Raw genomic sequence first — 19,441 nt, forward strand, 5'->3', positions numbered from 1 at the left:
CTTGTTATCAGCCTTTGAGTCCGCTTGCAGCCAGGAACCCTTGCGTCACCTTCTTCTGGAACACCACGTAGGCCAGCGCCACCGGCAAGGCGCCCAGCAGTGCCGCCGCCATCAGCTGGGCGTAGCGCACGCCGAAGGCGTCGTAGGTCTGGGTCAGGCCGAGCGGGACCGTCATCATGTCGTTGGAAGTGACGATGATGAAGGGCCACAGGAAGTTGTTCCAGGCCGCGATGAAGGTCACGATCGCCATCGCCCACACGATATTCCCGGAAATCGGCAGGTAGACGCTCCACAGCACGCGCAGCGGGCCGGCGCCGTCCATCGTCGCGGCTTCGCGGAAGTCGGCCGGGATGCCGTCGAAGAACTGCTTGAACACGTAGATCACCACCGGCGACACCACCTGCGGTAGCACGATGCCGGCATAGCTGTTGATCATGCCGAGCTGGTTCATGGTGCGGAACAGCGGCACCAGCAGCGCTTCAAAAGGTAACAGGAACGCCAGCATGGCCAGCGCGAACAGCAGGCCCTTGCCGCGGAAGCGCAGCTGCGAGAACGCGTAGGCCGCCATCAGGCTGATCGCCATCGTGATCACGGTGACCGCCAGCGCCACCAGCGCGCTGTTGAACAGCCAGCGCACCAGGTTGCCGGCGCCCAGGGTCTTGGCGAATGCGTCCAGGGTCCAGGTCTGCGGCAGCCAGTGGAAGTCGGCGGACACGGTTTCCAGTTCCGGCCGCAGCGCGGTGCTGAGCGCCCACAGCAGCGGCGCCGCCCACAGCGCGGCCAGCACGATCGCGCAAATCGCGCCGACTACCGTCCAGCCGAGGTTCGATCGTGCGAAGTTAGAGCTCGACTTCATGCGTCGCGCCTTTCCATAAAGCGCACCACCCACGCCTGCAGCAGCGACAGCAGGATCACCACGGCCACGAAGGCCATCGCGATCGCCGCCGCATAACCGGCATCGCTCTGGGTGAACGCGGTCTCGTACATATAGTGCAGGGTCACGCGGGTGGTGTTGAACGGCCCGCCGCTGGTAAGGATGTAGGTCTGCCCGAACACCTTCAGCGACGCGATCAGCTGCAGGATCAGGCAGGTGGTCGTCACCGGGCGCAGCGCCGGCCAGGTGATGTTGGCGAACAGGGTCCAGCCGCGCGCGCCGTCCAGCGCCGCCGCTTCGTACTGCTCGGCCGGGATGTTGCGCAGGCCGGCCAGGAACAGCAGCATGTTGAAGCCGACAGTCCACCAGATGGTGCCGATCGCCACGGCCGGCAGCGCCCACACCGGGTCCGCCAGCCAGGGGCGCTGGCCGCCGAGGATGTGGTTGACGATGCCGCTCGACGGCTGCAGCATCCAGTCGGCGATCAGCGTCATCACCGAGATCGGCAGCACGAAGGGCAGGAAGAACACCCCCTGCAGCCAGCCCTGGGCCGCCACGAAGCGGTTGACCAGCAGCGCCATCAGCAGCCCGAGCGCCGTCAGCGGGACCACCGTCAACAGCGAAAAATAGAAGGTGTTGCCGAGCGCATCCCAGAACGAGGCGTCATGGACCAGGGTGGCGTAGTTGGCCAGGCCGACGAAGGCGTTGGTGCGGGTCAGGCTGCTTTCGGTGAGGCTGAGCCAGAAGGTTTCCACGGCCGGCACCAGGAAGAACAGCAGGAAGGCCAGCAGGAAGGGGGCCAGCAGCGCCAGCGCCGGAAGATTGTCGCGGCGCGCGGTCGTGGCGCCGGCGGCAAGGGGAAGTCGTGTGCGTTCCATCGTCTCCCCTTCTCAATAGCGCGGCGGCGCCTTGCGCACCAGCCGCGCAGACTCCGTCTCGAAACGGCGCATGGCCTGGGCCGGCGTCATGTAGCCGTACAGCGCGGCCGGCATGAACTTGGAGGCGATCGCTTCCAGCGGGCCGGCCGCGCCCATGTACCAGCCGTCCGGGTCGTAGATCACGTTGTCCGCCGCGGCCGCGTACATGGCGTTCGGCATCAGTGACTTTGCCTCAGGCGATGCCGCCACCGGGCGGTAGGCCGGGATGTGGCCGCCCTCGGCCCAGCCCATCGAATGCTTGCTGACGTAGGCGACGAAGCGCATGACCGCCGCCACCTTTTGCGGCGACGGCGCGTGGCCGGGATTGGCCGGCATGGCGAAGGCATGCGAATCGGCCCAGGTGCTGGCATTGGCGTACATCCTGGGCAGCGGCACGATGCCGTAGTCGAAGCCGAGGGTACCCGCCCTGGTGGCGCGCACCAGTTCCGGTACCTCCCACACCCCGTTCAGCATGAAGGTGGTACCGCCGCCCATGAACTGGCTGGTGGACGCCGGGTAGTCGAGTCCGACCTGGGCGTAGCCGCGCCGGAACCAGGTCGAGATGGTGGCCAGGGTGGCCTCGCCGGCGCCGCCGTAGATGAAGCGGCCGTCGCGGATGATGCCGACTTCCTGCTGCGCCAGCATCGAGGTCCACAGGCGCCAGATCGCGTAGGAACTCTGGCTGCTTTCCATCGTCAGGCCGGGCTTGCCCGTGCGCTCGGTGGCGATGCGGAAGGCGTCGCCCAGCGCATTCACGCCTTCGATCGGCTTGAGCTTGCCGTCCGCGCCGAGCAGGCCGGCCTGGCTGGCCAGGGTCTTGTTGTAGTACAGCACCAGCGGGTGCATGTCGATCGGCACCGCGTAGGCGGCCCCCTGGTAGTTCGATTTCTGCCACTGGCGCGGCAGATAGTCGGACCCTTGCAGCCCGGCCGCCGCCATCTCGGCAGGGGCGATTGGACGCAGCACGCCGCCGCCGGCCAGGTTGACGATGCGCGACAGGTGGACGGTGGCCAGGTCGGGCCCGGCCCCCACCACCGACGCCGTGATCAGCTTCGTATAAAAGGGTTCGCCCCACTTGAGCGTCGTGCTCACCACCCGCACGTCGCGCTGGCTGGCATTGAAGTCATCGACCAGCGCGCGCATGCGCGCACCGTCGCCGCCGCTGAGCAGCGTCCACATCCTGACTTCGAGCTGGGCCGCCGCCTGGCCGGAAGCCAGGGCGGCGGACAAGCCGACCAATGTCTGCAACAGCGCGGCGGCGAGTTTCCATTCTCGTCGTCCCACTTCGTCTCCTTGATTAGGGAGTCCGCGCTGTCTTGTTGTTGCTGCCGATGGTCAAGCCACCTTTTTGCGTGCGCGCGGACCCGTTGCGCCCCGTCCACGGCGTTCGAATCCCGGCGGATTGGCCGGTCCCGGACCCTGCGGCGGTTGGCGCTCACCGGGATAGGCTAACACTTCTGCCGTTTCTCCGACGCGCGTCCATTCAATCGGGAAATCCGGACCGCGCCGGGTGCGCCAGCGTTCGTCGTGGCCGAGCGGGTCGAGGTGCCAGTTGTAGCGCAGCGCATCGGGTCCGCGGGTGGCCGCCGCCAGCGCCTCGATCGGCGCTTTCGGTACCCTGTCCTCGGTCAGCAGGCCGTTCTTTTCGAGGAAGGTGTCGGTCAGCTGGGTGTAGCAGAAACCCGACAGCGGGCGGCAGCGATGCAGCGCCGTCATCAGTTCCTGGTAGCGCGCCAGCAGTTCCTTGCCGTCCTTGGCGGTCGAATAGCCCCAGCCTGCGCCTGCCGGAGATCCCGCAGCGCCCGGCGCCGGCAGGCAGGCGATGCCGCCGAATTCGGACAGGAACAGCGGCTTGCCCTGGCCGGTGAAACCGTCGATCACGATGCGGCGGCGGTCCGGCTGCACGTGTTCCAGCGTGTAGGCGACGCGTTCGCGGGTGCCGTAGCGCTCGATCAGCACCTCCGGGTCCTGCTCGTAGTCGTGGACGCAGACGAAGTCGCCGCACGGGGCTTCCCAGCCGTCGTTGCCGACCACCGGGCGGGTGCCGTCGAGCGCGCGCGTCATGTGGTACAGCGCGCGCACGAAATCGACCTGGCGCCGGTCGTTCATCAGTTCCGGCACGCCCCAGGATTCGTTGGTCGGCACCCAGGCCACCACGCAGGGGTGGGACACGTCGCGCTCGACCAGTTCCTTCCACTCTTCCATCACGGTGTGCACGGTGGTGCTGGAGAAGCCGTAGGCGGACGGCATCTCGGCCCACACGCACAGGCCGAGCACGTCGCACCAGTACAGCCAGCGCGGATCTTCGGACTTCTGGTGCTTGCGCGCGCCGTTGAAGCCGAGGCGCTTGATCAGGAGGACGTCGTGGCGCAGCTGGTCGCTCGAGGCCACCATCAGGCTGTCCGGCCAGTAGCCCTGGTCGAGCACCATGCGCAGGTAGTAGGGGCGGCTGTTGAGCACGAAGCGCTCGCCTTCGACGCTGACGGTGCGCAGCGCGGTGTAGCTCTGCACGGCGTCGAGCAGGTTGCCGTCCGCGGTGCGGATCTCGATCTCGGCGTCGATCAGCTGCGGGTGTTCCGGACTCCACATCCACTGGCCGCGGGCATCGTCGATGCCGGGATCGGGCAGCTGGAAGATGCGCGACAGGCGCGGCCCGGTCAGCAGGCAGCGGTCGTCGACCAGCAAGCGGTCGCCCATCTTGAGGCGGACATTGGCCACGCCGCCCGCCGGCACGTGGGCGACGTCGGCGTCGAGGCGGATCTGCCAGGCGGCGACGTCGGCGATCCAGCGCAGCTGGGTGACGTGGGCGCGCGTCACCTTCTCGATCCAGACCGTGCGCCAGATGCCGCTGGTGCGCGGATACCAGATCTTGTGCGGCTCGGCTTCCCAGTCCATCTTGCCGCGCGCCTTGTGCATGTCCTGCGGGTCGTCCTCGGCCTGCACCACGATTTCGAGGCTGGAACCGTCGAGGTGGCGCGTGATGTCGACCGAGAACGGGCTGTGGCCGCCGCGGTGCTCGATCGCGAAGCGGCCGTTGACCCAGACCCGGGCGCGGTAATTGACGGCGCCGAAATGCAGCATCAGGCGCTCTTCCGCTCCCGGCGCCACCGATGGGATCAATGCGGGATCCAGCAGGAACTGGCGCCGGTACCAGACGCGGCGCCGGAAGCCGCGGTCGTGCACGCCGCTGGCGCGTGCCTCGGGGGGATACGGCACGTTGATCGTGCGGTCGTACGGCACCTCGGCCGGGTCGGCGTACGCCGCCGCGTCGTCGAGCATGGCTTGCCATGGACCGTCCAGGCTGCGCCAGGCGGCGCGCCGCAATTGGGGGCGGGGGTATTCCACGTTGTGACTCCTGTTGACTTCTTGTCTCTCACTGCCTGCGACCCACTTTACCGACCTGCTTCCGCCGCTGGCAAGGGCTTTCGTACGCGATCATGCGGATCGTATATCTGGCGCGACAGCCCGGAAACCGCGATCCGCGTGAACAGTGCGCGGCCGCTGCCGCCCATCGCGACCAGCCCCAGCCGGGCCGGTCCGGGGCGCCCCTTGTCCAGGCGGTGCGTCCACACGGCACCGCCGACCCAGGCCCGGCCGTCCTGGCTGGAATACGCCGTATAACGTTCCTGGTCGCCGTCGCGGCGGACATCCAATCGTAACCAGGTGTGACGGCCGGGCGTGCCCGCCAGCGTATTGCCGTAGCGCGGCCAGTCGGGCGGCACCGGCGCCACTTCCTTGCCGAACTCGACCTGGCGCAGGCCGCCGCGCGCCAGTTCCACCAGCTTGACGTAGTTGTCGTCGTCGCGCATCACCACCAGCCCGGCCTGGGCCGAAGCGCCCTCCTTGACGTCGAGTTCGAGCTCGGCTTCGATGCGGTAGTCGCCGCTGCGCGGCAGCGCCGCCTGCAGCACGCTGGCCGTGTTGGTGTCGACGTACAGGTCGCCCGGCTCGACCGGCAGCGCCAGGCCGCGCGTGTCCGCGGTCGCGGCCAGGGCAGCGTCGGCGCGCGGGCGCAGCCATTGCCAGCGTTCGTCGAGGCGCGGGTCGCGCAGCGTGTCCGTCCACAGCGGCGTCGCCTGCTGCTCGGGCAGCGGCATCGGTGTTCGAGGCGCGGGCGCGCCGGCGCCTGCCACGACGATCGGCGCCGCCATCGGGCCGTCGTTCGGCGCCTGCCCGCCACCGGCGACCGGCCAGCCGTCGACCCAGTCGATCCGGTCGAGCATGGCCAGGCGCCGGGTCAGCTTGTCCTTGGCGCTGAAGAAGGGTTCGTTCTGGTCGATCGCGTGATAAATGGTCCACCACCCGCCGGCGGCGTCGGTGAACACCGTATTGTGGCCAGGGCCGACCCAGCGGTTGCCGTTCTGGAGCAGGAACGGGGTGCCGCCGGCGCGGCCCTTGGCCATGTCGTTGCCGAAGCGGTCGAGGAAGGGGCCTTCCGGCGTACGCGCGCGGCCGACGAACACGCCGTAGCCGGTCAGCGGGCCGTTGCAGCAGTTGGTGGCGGAGGCGAACATGTACCACCAGCCGCCGTGCTGGACGACGTCGGTGCCTTCGTAGCGGCCGTCGGCGCCGACCCGGATGGCGTCGCCGTGCACCGCCATGCCGTCGCCGTCCAGCCGGCGCACCCAGGTGCCGCCACCATAGCTGCCGTAGTACAGATACTTGCGCTCACCGTCGACCACCACCTTCGGATCGTAGACCCAGTGGAAGGCGCAGCGGGGGCCGGCGCGCTGCGGCCCCACCACTGGCGCCCGGCTGGCGCGCCACGGCCCGGCCGGACTCTCGGACGTGGCCACGCCGATCGCGCTGTCCGTCCCGCAGCCGGGTTCCGGGCTGTGGGCGTCGACCACGTCGGTGACGGTGAAATACAGGTAATAGCGGCCGTTCATGTAGACCGGTTCCGGGGCCCACAGGCCCGACGTCGGGTCGGCCAGGCCCTGCGGCCGGTCGATGAAGGCGTCGGCCACGAAGTCCCAGTGCACCAGGTCGTTCGAGCGGTAGACCGGCATCATGCGGAACTTCCAGCCGCCGTCGCCCTCGTGGCCCGAGCGTTCGCGCTTCGAGACCGGGTCGCTGGTGCAGTACAGGTACCAGGTCGGCTTGCGCGCGCGCGGGTCGCGCAGCACGGCCGGGTCGGCGCAGTTCTGGGCAAGTTCGCCGCTGGCCAGGCGCACCGGCAGCGGGTTCTGGTACAGGGCAGGCGGCGTCGCGGGTGCACCTGCGGCAGCGCACAGGGGCGCGGCGCAGGCGCATGCCGCCAGCCAGTGGCCGGGTCGGGTCATGCTGGGTCTCCTTTTTTGTTGTCGGGCGAGCTTACTGCAAGCGCTCTGGTCCATGTTGCACGCTTGAAAACCGCTCCGCAAGGGATATTGAACGCGATGGGGCCGTCCCCGGCAAGGCCTCCCGCGCTCTGGTATCATTGCACCCATTTCGATTCCCCATTTCCCCAATGCCCACGAGGATGACTTTCCGTCATGGACGCAGCGCCACGTTTGCGGCCATGCTGGCCGCAGCGCTGGTGCCGGCCGCCGGCCAGGCTGCCGATATGGTGTTGCGCCCGTGGCCGGCCGCCCAGCCGACGCCGGCCCTGAAGCTGGCCGGCCTGGACGGCCAGCCCTGGGACCTGGCCCAGCTGCGCGGCAAGGTGGTGGTGGTGAATTTCTGGGCCAGCTGGTGCGGCCCGTGCGTGGCCGAGCTGCCGGTGCTGGGCGCCCTGGCGGGGCGGCCGGCGTGGCGCGGCAAGGTGGCCGTGGTCGGCGTCAACTACAAGGAATCGCTGGACACCATCAAGGACTTCACCGGTGCGCGCAGCATCCCTTACCCGATCCTGCGCGACCGCTCCGGCGACATGTTCAAGGCCTGGACCGCCGGCGTGATGCCGACCACGATCCTGGTCGACCGCCAGGGCCGGGCACGCTGGCGCAGTGCCGGCGAGATCGACGCCGGCGACACCGGCCTGCAGCGCAGCATCGACGCCCTGCTGGCGGAATGACCGGGGCGGCCGCCGCCCGGACGGCAGCGCAGGCGACACCCAACCATTGCACGACCAATAACCAAGGAAAAAACGAGCATGACTGACACCAACCACCTCCGCCGCACCGTCCTGAAAGCCGCCGGCGGCCTCCTGCTGGCGAGCGCCCTGCCGCGCACCCTGCTGGCCCAGACCGCCGCGGCAGTGCAGGAGCGCCACTTCGACCCGAAGCCGGGCGAGTGGAAGAGCTACGAGGTGGTGACCCAAGTGAGCCTGCAGCGTGCCGAGGGGCCGTCGACGGTGTGGGTGCCGCTGCCGGCGCTCGACACCGACTGGCAGCGCACGCTGTCCAACAACTGGACCGGCAATGCGAAGAGCGTCAAGGTCGGCAACGACAGCCGCTACGGCGCCAAGTACCTGGTCGCGCAATTCGACGGCTCGGCCCCGCCGATGCTGGAAGTGGTGTCGCGCGTGCAGACCCGCGACCGCGGCGAGGACTGGAAGAAGGCCACGCCGGGCGGCGAGTCGGCCGAAGACCTGCGCCTGTGGCTGCGTCCGACCGACCTGATGCCGCTGGACGGCATCGTGCTGAAGACCGCCAACCAGATCGTGGCCGGCGCCCGCACCGACGAAGACAAGGTCCAGCGCATCTACGACTGGATCCTGCTGAACACCTTCCGCGAGCCGAAGGTCAAGGGTTGCGGCCTCGGCGACATCAAGACCATGCTGGAAACCGCGAACCTGAGCGGCAAGTGCGCCGACCTGAACGGCCTGTTCGTCGGCCTGTGCCGCGCCGTCGGCGTGCCGGCGCGTGACGTCTACGGCGTGCGCATCGCCCCGAGCGCCTTCGGCTACCGCGAGCTGGGCGGCAAGCCGGCCGCGCTGCAGGGCGCCCAGCACTGCCGCGCCGAGGTCTACCTGAAGCGCCACGGCTGGGTCGCGATGGACCCGGCCGACGTCACCAAGGTGATGCGCCAGGAAACCGCCGACTGGATCAAGGATCCGGACCACCCGATCGTGGCGCCGGTGCGCAAGGCGCTGTTCGGCGGCTGGGAGGGCAACTGGATGGGCTACAACTTCGGCCACGACGTGCACCTGCAGGACTCGAAGGTGATCGGCAAGGTCGGCTTCCTGATGTACCCGCAGGCCGAGAACCGTGGCGAAGCCTACGATTCCATGAACCCGGACGCGTTCAAGTACACGATCACCTCGCGTTCGATCTGAGATTGCAATAGACGATGTCCAGCCTAGAACCCGTGACTGTTTCGAATTCCGCCGCCGGCAGCGAACGCAAGGCCGGCCGCCTGGTCGCGCTCGCCGTGGTGGCCTCGCTGCTGGCCTCGACCTGCTGCGTGCTGCCGCTGGTGCTGGTGCTGGTCGGGATCACCGGGGCCTGGATGTCGACGCTGGTGGCGATGAAGCCGGTGACACCGTACGCGACCGCGGTCTGCATCGGCGCGCTCGGCTGGGCCGGCTGGCTGCTGTTCAAGCCGGCCGCGGCCTGCGATATCGAGGACGGCAGTTGCGCCACCACCCGCCCGGTGGCACGCCGCGTGTTCGTCGTGTGCGCGCTGCTGATCGGCCTGCTGCTGAGTTTCCCCCAATTTGCACCGCTGTTCTACTAAACCCTGGATGCCATGATGACCAAATCCTTCCTCGCCCTGCCGCTGCTTGCCACCCTCATCGCCGCACCGCAGTTCGCGTTCGCCAAGCAGCAGACGGTGTCGCTGAACGTGCCGACCATGGATTGCGCAACCTGCCCGATCACGATCAAGGCGGCGCTGAGCAAGGTGCCGGGGGTGGCCAAGGTCAAGGTCAGCTACGAGAAGCGCGAGGCGGTGATCGTGTATGACGATGCGCAGGCGACGGTGGCCGACCTCAAGAAGGCGACCGAGGATGTGGGGTATCCGGCGATGCTGAAGATGGCGCGGTAAAGTAATTTACCTGCCAACCTGAAAACCGTCGCCCCTGCGCAGGCAGGGGCGACGTTGTTTTATTGCGCGGCTAGGCGCCCTTCCCCCGCCGCGGCAGCAACTCCCTCACCACCGCATTCAGTCTCTCCACCGACACCGGCTTGCCCAGGTGCGCCGAGAACCCGGCCGCGCGTGCCTCGGCGATGTCGGCGTCGCGCCGCATGCCGGTGATCGCCACCGCCGGCAGGTTCGCATACTTCGGCATCGCGTGCGCGCGGCGCAGGAATTCGTAGCCGTCGATCTCCGGCATCGAGATGTCCGAGATCAGCAGGTCGATGTCCTCGCGCGCGAGGATGTCGAGGCCCTGCAGCGCGCCGGTCGCCGCGAACACGGTGGCACCGCTCATTTCCAGCAGCGACTGGAACACGTGCAGCATGTCTTCCATGTCGTCCACCAGCAGGATGCGCAGCCCGCTCATGCCTTCGTCGTCGTCGGCCGCGGCGCCGGGCAGCGGCGTCGCCTTGCTGTCCAGCAGCGGCAGCCACAGCGTGAAGCGGGCGCCCTTGCCGATGCCGTCCGAGGCCGCCTCGACGCGGCCGCCGTGCAGGCCGATGATCTCGCGCACCAGCGCCAGGCCGATCCCGAGGCCGCCCTTGGAGCGGGTGGTCACCGACATGCTCTGGCCGTACATGTCGAACACGTGCGGCAGGAAGGTCGGCGCGATGCCCTGGCCGTTGTCGATCACGTCGATCCGCACGAAACCGTCTTCGCGCGACAGGCGCGCCTCGATGCGCCCGAACCTGGGGGTGAATTTCACGGCATTGCTGAGCAGGTTCATGACCACCTGCTCGACCCGCACCACGTCGGCCAGCACGGTGGCGCCGTCGGCGCTGCCGTGCATCTCGATGGTGAGGTCCTTGGCTGCCGGGTCGCTGCGGGCGACGTCGACGATACCCTGCACCACCGCATCCAGCACCACCGGCGCCATCGTCAGCGACAGCTTGCCGGTGCGCACCCGCGAGATGTCCATCAGGTCGTCGATGATCTTGGCCTGGCTCATCACCGCGTTGCGGATGATCGTGGCGGCGCGGGTGAAGGTCGGCGACTGGCGCAGCTCGGGCATGCGCGACAGCAGCTCGACGTTAATGTGGATCATGTTGAGCGGATGGCGCAGCTCGTGCGACATCACGGCCAGGAACTCGTCCTTCAGCGCGGCCGCGTTCTCGGCGTCGCAGCGCTCGGCCTGTTCGCGGTTGAGCGCCTGTTCGCGCTCCTTGCCCTGGCGTTCGCGCGCGGTCTCGTCGCGCGCGATCTTGGCATAGCCGTACAGCTGGCCGCGGCCGTCCTCGCCGCGCAGCGGGGTGGTGACGCCGCTGCAGAAGAAGCGCGACCCATCCTTGCGCACGTGCCAGCGCTCGTCCTCGGCGCGGCCGTCCTCGCGCGCACGGCGCAGCTCGTCGGCCGGCGCGCCCCTGGCTACGTCTTCCGGCGTGAACAGGCGATCCAGCACCTGGCCCAGCATTTCCTGCTCGCTGTAGCCGAACAGGGTTTCGGCGCCCTTGTTCCAGCTGGTCGTGCGCCCGAGCTCGTCCTGGGTGATGATGGCGAAGTCGTTGGCGCTTTCGGCCACCATGCGCATGCGCGCCTCGCTGGCGCGCGCCTGTTCCTCGGCGTGGCGGCGCAGCGTGATGTCGAAGAAAGTCATCACCGCGCCTTCGATGCGGTCTTCGTTGGTGCGGTAAGGCAGCAGGCGCACGATGTAATAGCGGCCGTCGTTGCTGCGCACCTCGCGCTCGACCACGCGCAGGGTGTCGAAGGTGGCGCTGACATCCTCGGCCAGCTGGTCGTAGTCGAGCTTGTGGGTCAGGTCCAGCAGCGAGCGGCCGACGTCGGAGGTGATGATCGAGAACAGGTCGGCCGCGCGCGGCGTGAAGCGCTTGATGCGCAGGCCACTGTCCACAAAAATGGTGGCGATGTCGGTCGAGGCGATCAGGTTGTTCAGGTCGTCGTTGGCCTTGCCGGTTTCCTCGACCTTGACCTTGAGTTCGTAGTTGACGGTGACCAGTTCCTCGTTCACCGACTGCAGCTCTTCCTTGCTGGTTTCCAGCTCTTCGGTGGCCGAGCGCAGCTCTTCGTTGATGGCCTGCAGTTCCTCGTTCGAGGCGCGCAGCTCCTCGGTCGAGATCTCGGAATTCTCCAGGGTTTCCTGCAGCTGTTCGCGCTTGCGCGCCAGCTCGGCCTCGAGCTGGGCCAGCACCACGTCGTGGCTGCCGTTCGGACGCGCCGGAATGGCCTTGTCGGACGCCGCCTCGACAGGGTTGAACAGCACCAGCAGAAACTCGTTCTCGGCCTCGGGGTCGCGGTAGGGCCGCACCGTCATCACCACCGTGCCCATCGCCTCCTTGTCGGCCAGCTCGATCGGGCGGCACTCCACCGCGGTGCCGTGCTGGGTGGCCTGGTACATGGCCGAGCGCAGGTCGAGCCGCAGTTCGGGCAGCACCAGCGACAGCACGTTGCGCGACGGTTCGCCGCCGCCCATGCGCAGGAAGCGCCCGGCCTGCTCGGACATGTGCACGATATTGCCGTCGGCGTCGAGCACAGCCGAGGGCGGCGCGCTCTGGGCCAGCGCACGCTGGTGCAGCTCGGCGTAGGAGAACTGGCGCTTGCCCGGCAGCTTGGGGCGGCTGACCTCGGGCAGGCGCGTGCCATACACCGCCGACGACGGGTTCTGGTGGTGGGCAGGACGGTTGTCGGTGCGGGCGCGGTAGATGCGGTTCTTCTTGTCGACCGGAACGAAATACTCGGCCACCGATTCGGCCGATTCCGAGGTGCCCAGGAACAGGTAGCCGCCGGGTTTCAGCGCGAAATGGAAGGTCTGCAGCACGCGCACCTGGACGTCGCGGGTCAGGTAGATCAGCAGGTTGCGGCAGGACACCAGGTCGAGGCGCGAAAACGGCGGGTCGCGAAGCAGGTTGTGCGAGGCGAACAGGATACGGTCGCGCAGCGGCTTGCGGATGCGATAGCGGTCGTCTTCCTTGGTGAAATACTGGCGCAGGCGCGACGGCGCCACGTCAGTCATGATCGAGGCCGGGAAGTTGCCCGAGCGCGCAGCGTCGATCGCGCGGTCGTCGATGTCCGAGGCGAACACCTGGAACGCCGGGGGGTGCTCCATCTGCGCAGCCTGGTCGGCCAGCAGCATGGCCATCGAATACGCTTCCTCGCCGCTGGAACAGGCCGCAACCCAGGCACGCACTTCGTCGCCCGGGCCCTTGTCCTTGAACAGCTCGGGCACCACCTCGCGCTCGAGCGCCTCGAAGGCTTCGCGGTCGCGGAAGAAATTGGTGACGCCGATCAGCATGTCGTCCAGCAGCAGCTTGTGCTCGCTGGCGTCGGCTTCGAGCAGGTCGCGGTACTCGGGCAGCGTATGCGCCTGGCGCACCTGCATGCGCCTTTCGATGCGGCGCAGCACGGTGGCGCGCTTGTAGTGGCGGAAGTCGTGCCCGGTGTGGCTCAGCAGCATGCCGATCACGTCCTGCAGCGCGCGCTCGGCCTCGGCCACGTCCTCTTCGGTCGGCGGCCGGTCGACCTGGCCGATGTCCTCGTCGCCATGCATCGGCAGCTGGATGGTCTTGGCGTTGTCCCACAGTTCGATCAGCTTCTGCGGCATGTCGCTCACGGGCAGCACGAAATCGACCGCGCCGGTGCGGATCGCCGCCGCCGGCATGCCGTCGTGCTCGGCGTCGGCCGGCGCCTGGGCGATGGTGACGCCGCCCTGCTCCTTGACACGTGCGATGCCGACCGCGCCGTCGGATCCGGTGCCCGACAGCACGATCGCAATGGCGCGCTCGCGGTGCACCGAAGCCAGGGTGCGGAAGAACAGGTCGATCGCGACGTGCTGGCCGCGCGGGCGCTCCAGCTCGCCGACCGTCAACAGCCCGTCCATCATCGACATATGCTGGTTGGGGGCGATCACGTACACATGGCCGGGCTGGATCTGGACCTGGGACGTGACCTGCACCACCGGCATGCGCGTGGCGCGCTGCAGGATTGCCGCCGCCGAGCTCGGATGCTTGGGCGACAGGTGCAGGATAACCACGAAGGCCATCTCGCTCACCGCCGGCATGTTCTCGAACAGCGTCTGCAACGCCGACAGGCCGCCGGCGGAGGCGCCGATGCCGACCACGGGGAAATGCAGTGTGCTGGGAACGACACCCGGATCGTGGGGCAGCGCAACGGATTCGGCAGTGGAATCGTACATCTTGGTAGCAACGGATGAACAAGCCATGAGTCTAGTCGATCCGCGCTACATTTTGGGGAAAGATTGTGAAAAAAATCACAATCTTTGCCCCGAAGATGTCGCCTATTCCCCTCTGTTAGCGAAAGGACGGTGCCGCAAACGTTTGCGACAACAGCAGTTGTGTCATGGCTGGGCGTAATCGCTGTATTCCCACGACCACGGCATGTCGGTTTCGCCGAGCGCCAGGCGCGCCAGTTCCGGATACAGCTGCCCGGCGCGGACGTCGTTGGAAAGGAACACGACGCAGCGCTGGCCCTGTTCCAGGCACAGCGCCATGTTCGCGGTCCACTCGTCATGCCCGCCCTTGAACCAGGCCGGGCCACTGCGATCTGTGAAGCTCACCACCCCGAGCCCCGCGGCCAGGCCCTGCGGCCAGGCCACTGCCGACCCGCCCTCGAGGGTCGGGAACTGGTGCTTCGAGGTGATCGGCAGCCAGCCCTTGACCAGCGCCGCGCGGCTGTCCGGACTGAGGCCCTCGCCGCGCATGATGCCGGCCCACAGCTTGGCCTGGTCGGCGATGGTGGTGTCCATCGAGCCGGCCGCGCGCACCCGGTAGCGCCGCTCGTGCGGGTGGACCACGCCGTCGAAGGCATAGCCCTCGGCCGCGTTCTCTGAAAACTCGGGGCGCCAGCGCATGCTGGTGCGGGTCATGCCGAAGCGGTCGAACACGCGCCGCTGCATCTCGTAGCCGACGTCCAGACCGAGGCCGGCTTCCAGCACCATCTGCAGCAGCAAATAGCCTTCGCCGGAATAGGCGTAGCGGGTACCCGGCTCGAAGTGGATGCGCAGGCGCTCGTCCGCCTCCAGCCAGCGGAAGTTGGCGAAGCCGGCACTGTGCATCAGCAGCATGCGCGGGGTGATGCTCTTCCAGCGCGGTTCGTCGGCCAGGTCGGCGTAGTCGAACTGGCGCTCGCGGTAGAACGGCAACGGCCGCGGCAGCAGCCGCGGGAGCGGGGCGTCGAGGTCAATTTTGCCTTCGTCGGCCAGCTGCAGCACCATGTAGGCAAACGCGGTCTTGGACAGCGACGCGCCGTACATGATGGTGTCCGGCGCCAGCGGCTGGCCCAGCGCCGCGTTGCGCTGGCCAAACACGCGCACCTTGTCCACCTTGCCGCCGGCGATGGTGGCGAAGGCCAGCCCCTGTACGCCCTCGCGCCGCATCACGCGCTGGATCTCGTTGTCGGCCAGCGTGCGTGCGGGGCGCATCTGGGTGCTGCAGGCCGCCAGCAAGGCCAGTGGCAGGCAGGCCAGCGCAAGGCCGAGTCGTTTTGTTGTTTTCATAGGGCGCCATGATGCCACGGCGGCCGGCGCCCTGCACTCCCGGTTCAGCGCGCGCGCCTGTACACCCGCACGTAATCGACCAGCATCTGCTGCGGCAGCGGCGTGGTGGCATCCGGATAGCCGGGCCAGAACCCGCCCACGGCCAGGTTGAGGATCACGAAGAAGGGGCGCTCGAACACCCACTCGCCGCCAACCGTGTCGGGGCGCTCGGTATGGTACAGGATGCCGTCGCGGTACCAGCGGATCACGCCAGGCTCCCATTCGAGCGCGAACACGTGGAAGTCGTCGGCGTAGGCGCCCTTTTCCAGCGCCTGCGGACGCCCCGGTCCCTTGGCGCCGGAATAGCCAGGACCGTGCAGCGTGCCGTGCACCAGGTTTGGCTCCTTGCCGATGTTTTCCATGATGTCGATCTCGCCGCAGCGCGGCCACTGGATGGTGCGGCAGTCGGCACCGAGCAGCCAGAACGCCGGCCAGATGCCCTGCCCGCGCGGGATCTTGATGCGCGCCTCGTAGCGGCCGTGGGTGCGTTCGACCAGGTCCTGGGTCTTGATGCGCGCCGAGGTATACGCCATGCCGCCCATGTTTTCGCGGCGCGCCTCGATCACCAGCATGCCCTTGTCGATGCGCAGGTTGTCCGGGCGCGCGGTATAGAACTGCTTTTCGTCGTTGCCGTTCTTCGGATCGCCGGTCTCCTCGACCCATTTGGTATGGTCGAGCGCCGGGCCGTCGAACTCGTCGTGCCAGTCGAGCACCCAGCCGGACGGCGCGGGAACCGGGGCGGACGTGTCGGCTGCCGCTCCCGCGGCTGCGCTCAAGGCGAGCCCTGCGATAGCCGCCGCCAGTACGCTTTTTATATAGTGATGCATCGTGTCTCCGTTTCTTGGAATCATTTGGAAACGATCCCAAATGGTGGCTCGACTATAGCATTTTCGGCATGAGTGTTGCGTGCGCCCCGCGCCGGCGGCGTCTGCCGGCGGCACCGGAGAATATTCCGTTGACAATTTTTTTTCTTGAACATAAGATTCCTGCAACTTGTATGGAAACGTTTCCATACCGGCCGAGAAAAGCTGGAGAGAGTACGGCACCGCTAGCACGGTCACCGGTTCCAAGAAAAAAACAGGAGACAACAACGATGCATCACCCCAAGGTAACCCCAAAACTGATCAGCCTGGCGGTGGCCGGCGCCTGCGCGGCCTTCGTCCTGCCGGGCTACGCCCAGGACGGCAACAGCCCATCCGATACCTCGGTGCCCACCGGCGCGGTGCAGGCCGCACCGGTCCAGCAGGTCGTGGTCAGCGGCATCCGCGCCTCGATGGCCTCGTCGCTGAACCTGAAGCGCAACGCCGACGGCATCGTCGACGGCATCGTCGCCGAAGACATCGGCAAGTTCCCCGATACCAACCTGGCCGAGGCGCTGCAGCGCATTTCCGGCGTGTCGATCGACCGCTCGATCGGCGAAGGCTCGAAAGTCACCGTGCGCGGCGTCGGCCCCGACTTCAACATGGTGCTGCTGAACGGCCGCCAGATGCCGACCTCGAACCTGGACGACCGCAACGGCCGCGCCTTCGACTTCGCCAACCTGGCCTCGGAAGCGATCTCGCAGCTGCAGGTGTACAAGACCAGCCGTTCCGAGACGCCGGTCGGCGGCCTCGGCGCGACCATCAACGTGATCACCGCGCGCCCGTTCGACAAGATGGGCACCTGGTCCAGCATCGGCATCAAGGCGGTGCACGACACCACCAACAACAACCTGCCGGGCGACGTCAAGGCCAGCAGCTCGACCACGCCGGAATTCTCGGGCATCTATTCCACCACCTCGAAGGACGGGCGCTGGGGTATCGGCATCAGCGCCAGCTACCAGGAGCGCAACCTGGGCTACAACCAGGCCTCGGTGTCGAGCGGCTGGAAAGGCCCGTACCGCGGCGACGAGAGCGGCTGGGGCACGATTCCGCCGGCCGGTTCGCCGGCCGTGACCAACCACCCGAAACCGGGCGACGTCTATGAGGTGCCGCAGAACCTGAACTACAGCTTCAGCGGTGTCAAGCGCCAGCGTACCAACGGCCAGCTGACCCTGCAGTTCGCGCCGGTCAAGGACCTGACCACCACCCTTGATTACACCTACTCGGAAAACAAGATCCAGACCCGCCGCAACGACGTCTCGGCGTGGTTCAACTTCGGCGAGTCCACGTCGACCTGGACCGACGGCCCGGTCGCCGCGCCGCTGGTCTACACCGAAGTCAACCGCGACCCCCGGCCTGCCGGCGACATCGCGATGGGCGCCGGCGACTTCGCCACCAAGAGCGAAAACAAGTCGCTCGGCTTCAACGCCCAGTGGCGCGCTAGCGCCGACCTCAAGCTGGAATTCGACGCCCACCACTCCACCGCGGAGTCCAAGGCCGACAGCCCCTTCGGTTCCTTCAACACCCTGGGCACCGCCAGCTTCAGCCGCGGCACCACCTCGGTCGACTTCTCGCAGGAATTCCCGGTGCTGAGCATCCAGGGTGCGGACTTCGTGCGCGCGCCGCAGCAGGTGACCGGCTCCAACTTCCAGAACCGCTACGTCAAGAGTACCGTCGACCAGGTCCAGGCCAAGGGCCGCCTGCGCGTGCTGGAGTCCTCGAACCTGAACTTCGGTCTCGGCGCCACCAAGATCGGCAACCGCTCGGCCGAGTCCAACAACCAGAGCGACACCTGGGGCGGCGCCACCCGGGCGGAGGACTACGCCAGCAGCCTGTGGCATCCGGAAACCGTGCGCGGCTACTTCGACCAGCTGAACGGCAGCAACAACCCGAACCTGTTCAACAACTTCTACACCTTCAACTTCAACGAAGTGCGCGAAGCGGCCGCCCGCGCCACCGGCAAGCCGCAGTTGTACACCGCCAACAGCAACTTCAACACCTTCCAGCGTATCCGCGAGAAGTCGAAGTACGCCTACCTGCAGCTCAATACCGACTGGGATACGGCGATGCCGATGCACACCGCGGTCGGCTTCCGCTACGAGAAGACCGACGTGGTCTCGCCAGCCGAGGTGCCGACCGCGACCGGCATCAGCTGGGGTTCGCAGAACGAGTTCAGCGTGCTGCAGGGCCCGACGGTCAGCACCTCGCTGGGCGGCAGGTACCACAACCTGCTGCCGAGCCTGGACTGGGACATGGACGTGCGCCCGGACATGAAGGTGCGCGCCAGCTACGGCGAAACCATCGGCCGGCCACGCTACGACCAGATCGCCGGCGGCCTGGTGCTGAGCACCCTGGCGCGGGTCGAGGGCGGCACCGGTTCGCAGGGCAACCCGGGCCTGAAGCCGGTGCATTCGAAGAACCTCGACCTGTCCTTCGAATGGTATTACGCCAAGCAGAGCTTCGCCTCGGTCAATGCGTTCTACAAGGACCTGGAAAACTACGCCGGCCAGTCGCAGCTCATCCTGCAGCCATACGGCCTGCACACCCCGGTGGGCGGCGCGCTGTGGAACGAAGCGCTGACGCGCGGCTGCACCACGGCCGACACCACCTGCATCCGCAACTACATCTTCCGCAACCACCCGACCGCACCGGGCGTGACCGCCACAGGCGTCGACGGCATCGGCAACTACACCGGCCAGATCGTCGGCCAGCCGGGCGACCCGGTCGCCGACTTCCGCGTGACCACCTTCTCGAACCAGAAGAAGGCGAACCTGCACGGCCTGGAATTCAACGTCCAGCACATGTTCGGCAATTCCGGTTTCGGGCTGCAGGCCAACTACACGCTGGTGCGCTCGAGCCTGAAATACGACAACGCCTCGGTCGGCGAACAGTTCGCGCTGCCGGGCCTGTCCGATTCGGCCAACCTGGTCGGTATCTACGAAGACAGGAAGTGGGCGATCCGCGCGGCCTACAACTGGCGCGACGAGTTCCTGTCCTCGACCTTCGACGGTGCCGGTCCGAATCCGATCTACGTGGAAGCCTATGGCCAGCTCGACCTGAGCGTCGGCTACAACATCACCGAGAAGCTGAGCGTGCAGGCGGAAGCGATCAACCTCACCAACGCGACCACGCGCAGCCACGGCCGCCGCAAGGAGATGGTCGAGTACGCGACGCAGACCGGTCCGCGCTACATGCTGGGGGCGCGCTACAAGTTCTGAGTGGCGGCGCCGGCCACCGGAGATGCAGTTGGCGCAAATACTTGCTGAAAAGCTAGCAACTTTGCGCTAGA

13 protein-coding genes are annotated in these 19,441 nt (G+C 67.5%); 5 read left to right on the plus strand and 8 right to left on the minus strand.

Features of this window, described 5'->3' with window-relative positions:
- Positions 1 to 7 precede the first annotated feature (7 nt).
- From FBX97_RS08140 to FBX97_RS08160, 5 genes are read right to left on the minus strand one after another with little or no spacing between them, the layout of a single operon-like run.
- Entirely contained in the window at positions 8 to 856 is an 849-nt protein-coding gene (locus FBX97_RS08140) for a carbohydrate ABC transporter permease (protein ID WP_141830180.1), read from the minus strand.
- Positions 853 to 1,752, minus strand: coding sequence for a carbohydrate ABC transporter permease (locus FBX97_RS08145; protein WP_141830182.1), 900 nt, complete (start codon positions 1,750 to 1,752; stop codon positions 853 to 855). Before FBX97_RS08145 ends, FBX97_RS08140 begins: the two co-directional genes overlap by 4 nt.
- A 12-nt stretch (positions 1,753 to 1,764) precedes the next feature.
- Positions 1,765 to 3,075, minus strand: coding sequence for an extracellular solute-binding protein (locus FBX97_RS08150; protein ID WP_255517348.1), 1,311 nt, complete (start codon positions 3,073 to 3,075; stop codon positions 1,765 to 1,767).
- Positions 3,076 to 3,126: 51 nt separating this feature from the next.
- Complete coding sequence (locus FBX97_RS08155) at positions 3,127 to 5,136, minus strand: glycoside hydrolase family 2 protein (RefSeq protein ID WP_255517349.1); 2,010 nt, start codon at positions 5,134 to 5,136, stop codon at positions 3,127 to 3,129.
- 47 nt (positions 5,137 to 5,183) lie between these two features.
- Entirely contained in the window at positions 5,184 to 7,073 is a 1,890-nt protein-coding gene (locus FBX97_RS08160; protein ID WP_185748504.1) for a family 43 glycosylhydrolase, read from the minus strand.
- 179 nt (positions 7,074 to 7,252) lie between these two features.
- Between FBX97_RS08160 and FBX97_RS08165 the strand changes: the two genes are divergently transcribed.
- The 4 genes from FBX97_RS08165 to merP all read left to right on the plus strand — a co-directional run bounded on the left by FBX97_RS08165 (position 7,253) and on the right by merP (position 9,696).
- Positions 7,253 to 7,783 (plus strand): TlpA disulfide reductase family protein, encoded by a 531-nt coding sequence (locus FBX97_RS08165; RefSeq protein ID WP_185748505.1) that lies wholly within the window; start codon positions 7,253 to 7,255, stop codon positions 7,781 to 7,783.
- 78 nt (positions 7,784 to 7,861) lie between these two features.
- Positions 7,862 to 8,986 carry a transglutaminase family protein gene (locus FBX97_RS08170; protein ID WP_141830187.1) on the plus strand — a complete coding sequence of 375 codons (1,125 nt, stop codon included), beginning with the start codon at positions 7,862 to 7,864 and terminating at the stop codon, positions 8,984 to 8,986.
- Between the two features lie 32 nt (positions 8,987 to 9,018).
- A complete protein-coding gene (locus FBX97_RS08175) occupies positions 9,019 to 9,387 on the plus strand; it encodes a mercuric transporter MerT family protein (protein WP_185748506.1) in 369 nt (122 codons plus the stop codon).
- A 15-nt stretch (positions 9,388 to 9,402) separates the two neighbouring features.
- Positions 9,403 to 9,696: a mercury resistance system periplasmic binding protein MerP gene (gene merP, locus FBX97_RS08180; RefSeq protein ID WP_141831036.1), complete on the plus strand. Its 294-nt coding sequence runs from the start codon at positions 9,403 to 9,405 to the stop codon at positions 9,694 to 9,696.
- Positions 9,697 to 9,766: 70 nt separating this feature from the next.
- Here the strand turns inward: merP and FBX97_RS08185 are convergent, their stop codons facing one another.
- From FBX97_RS08185 to FBX97_RS08195, 3 genes are all read right to left on the minus strand, one after another.
- Positions 9,767 to 13,933 (minus strand): chemotaxis protein CheB, encoded by a 4,167-nt coding sequence (locus tag FBX97_RS08185; RefSeq protein WP_141830190.1) that lies wholly within the window; start codon positions 13,931 to 13,933, stop codon positions 9,767 to 9,769.
- 162 nt (positions 13,934 to 14,095) lie between these two features.
- Positions 14,096 to 15,253: a serine hydrolase gene (locus tag FBX97_RS08190; RefSeq protein ID WP_141830192.1), complete on the minus strand. Its 1,158-nt coding sequence runs from the start codon at positions 15,251 to 15,253 to the stop codon at positions 14,096 to 14,098.
- Positions 15,254 to 15,297: 44 nt separating this feature from the next.
- Positions 15,298 to 16,119 carry a family 16 glycosylhydrolase gene (locus FBX97_RS08195; RefSeq protein ID WP_221631766.1) on the minus strand — a complete coding sequence of 274 codons (822 nt, stop codon included), beginning with the start codon at positions 16,117 to 16,119 and terminating at the stop codon, positions 15,298 to 15,300.
- Between the two features lie 266 nt (positions 16,120 to 16,385).
- On the opposite strand from FBX97_RS08195, the gene FBX97_RS08200 reads away from it, so the two are divergent.
- Positions 16,386 to 19,370: a TonB-dependent receptor gene (locus tag FBX97_RS08200; RefSeq protein ID WP_141830195.1), complete on the plus strand. Its 2,985-nt coding sequence runs from the start codon at positions 16,386 to 16,388 to the stop codon at positions 19,368 to 19,370.
- The last annotated feature ends 71 nt before the right edge of the window (positions 19,371 to 19,441 follow it).

It is taken from the genome of Herbaspirillum sp. SJZ107, assembly GCF_006715485.1.
GTDB lineage: Bacteria > Pseudomonadota > Gammaproteobacteria > Burkholderiales > Burkholderiaceae_D > Telluria.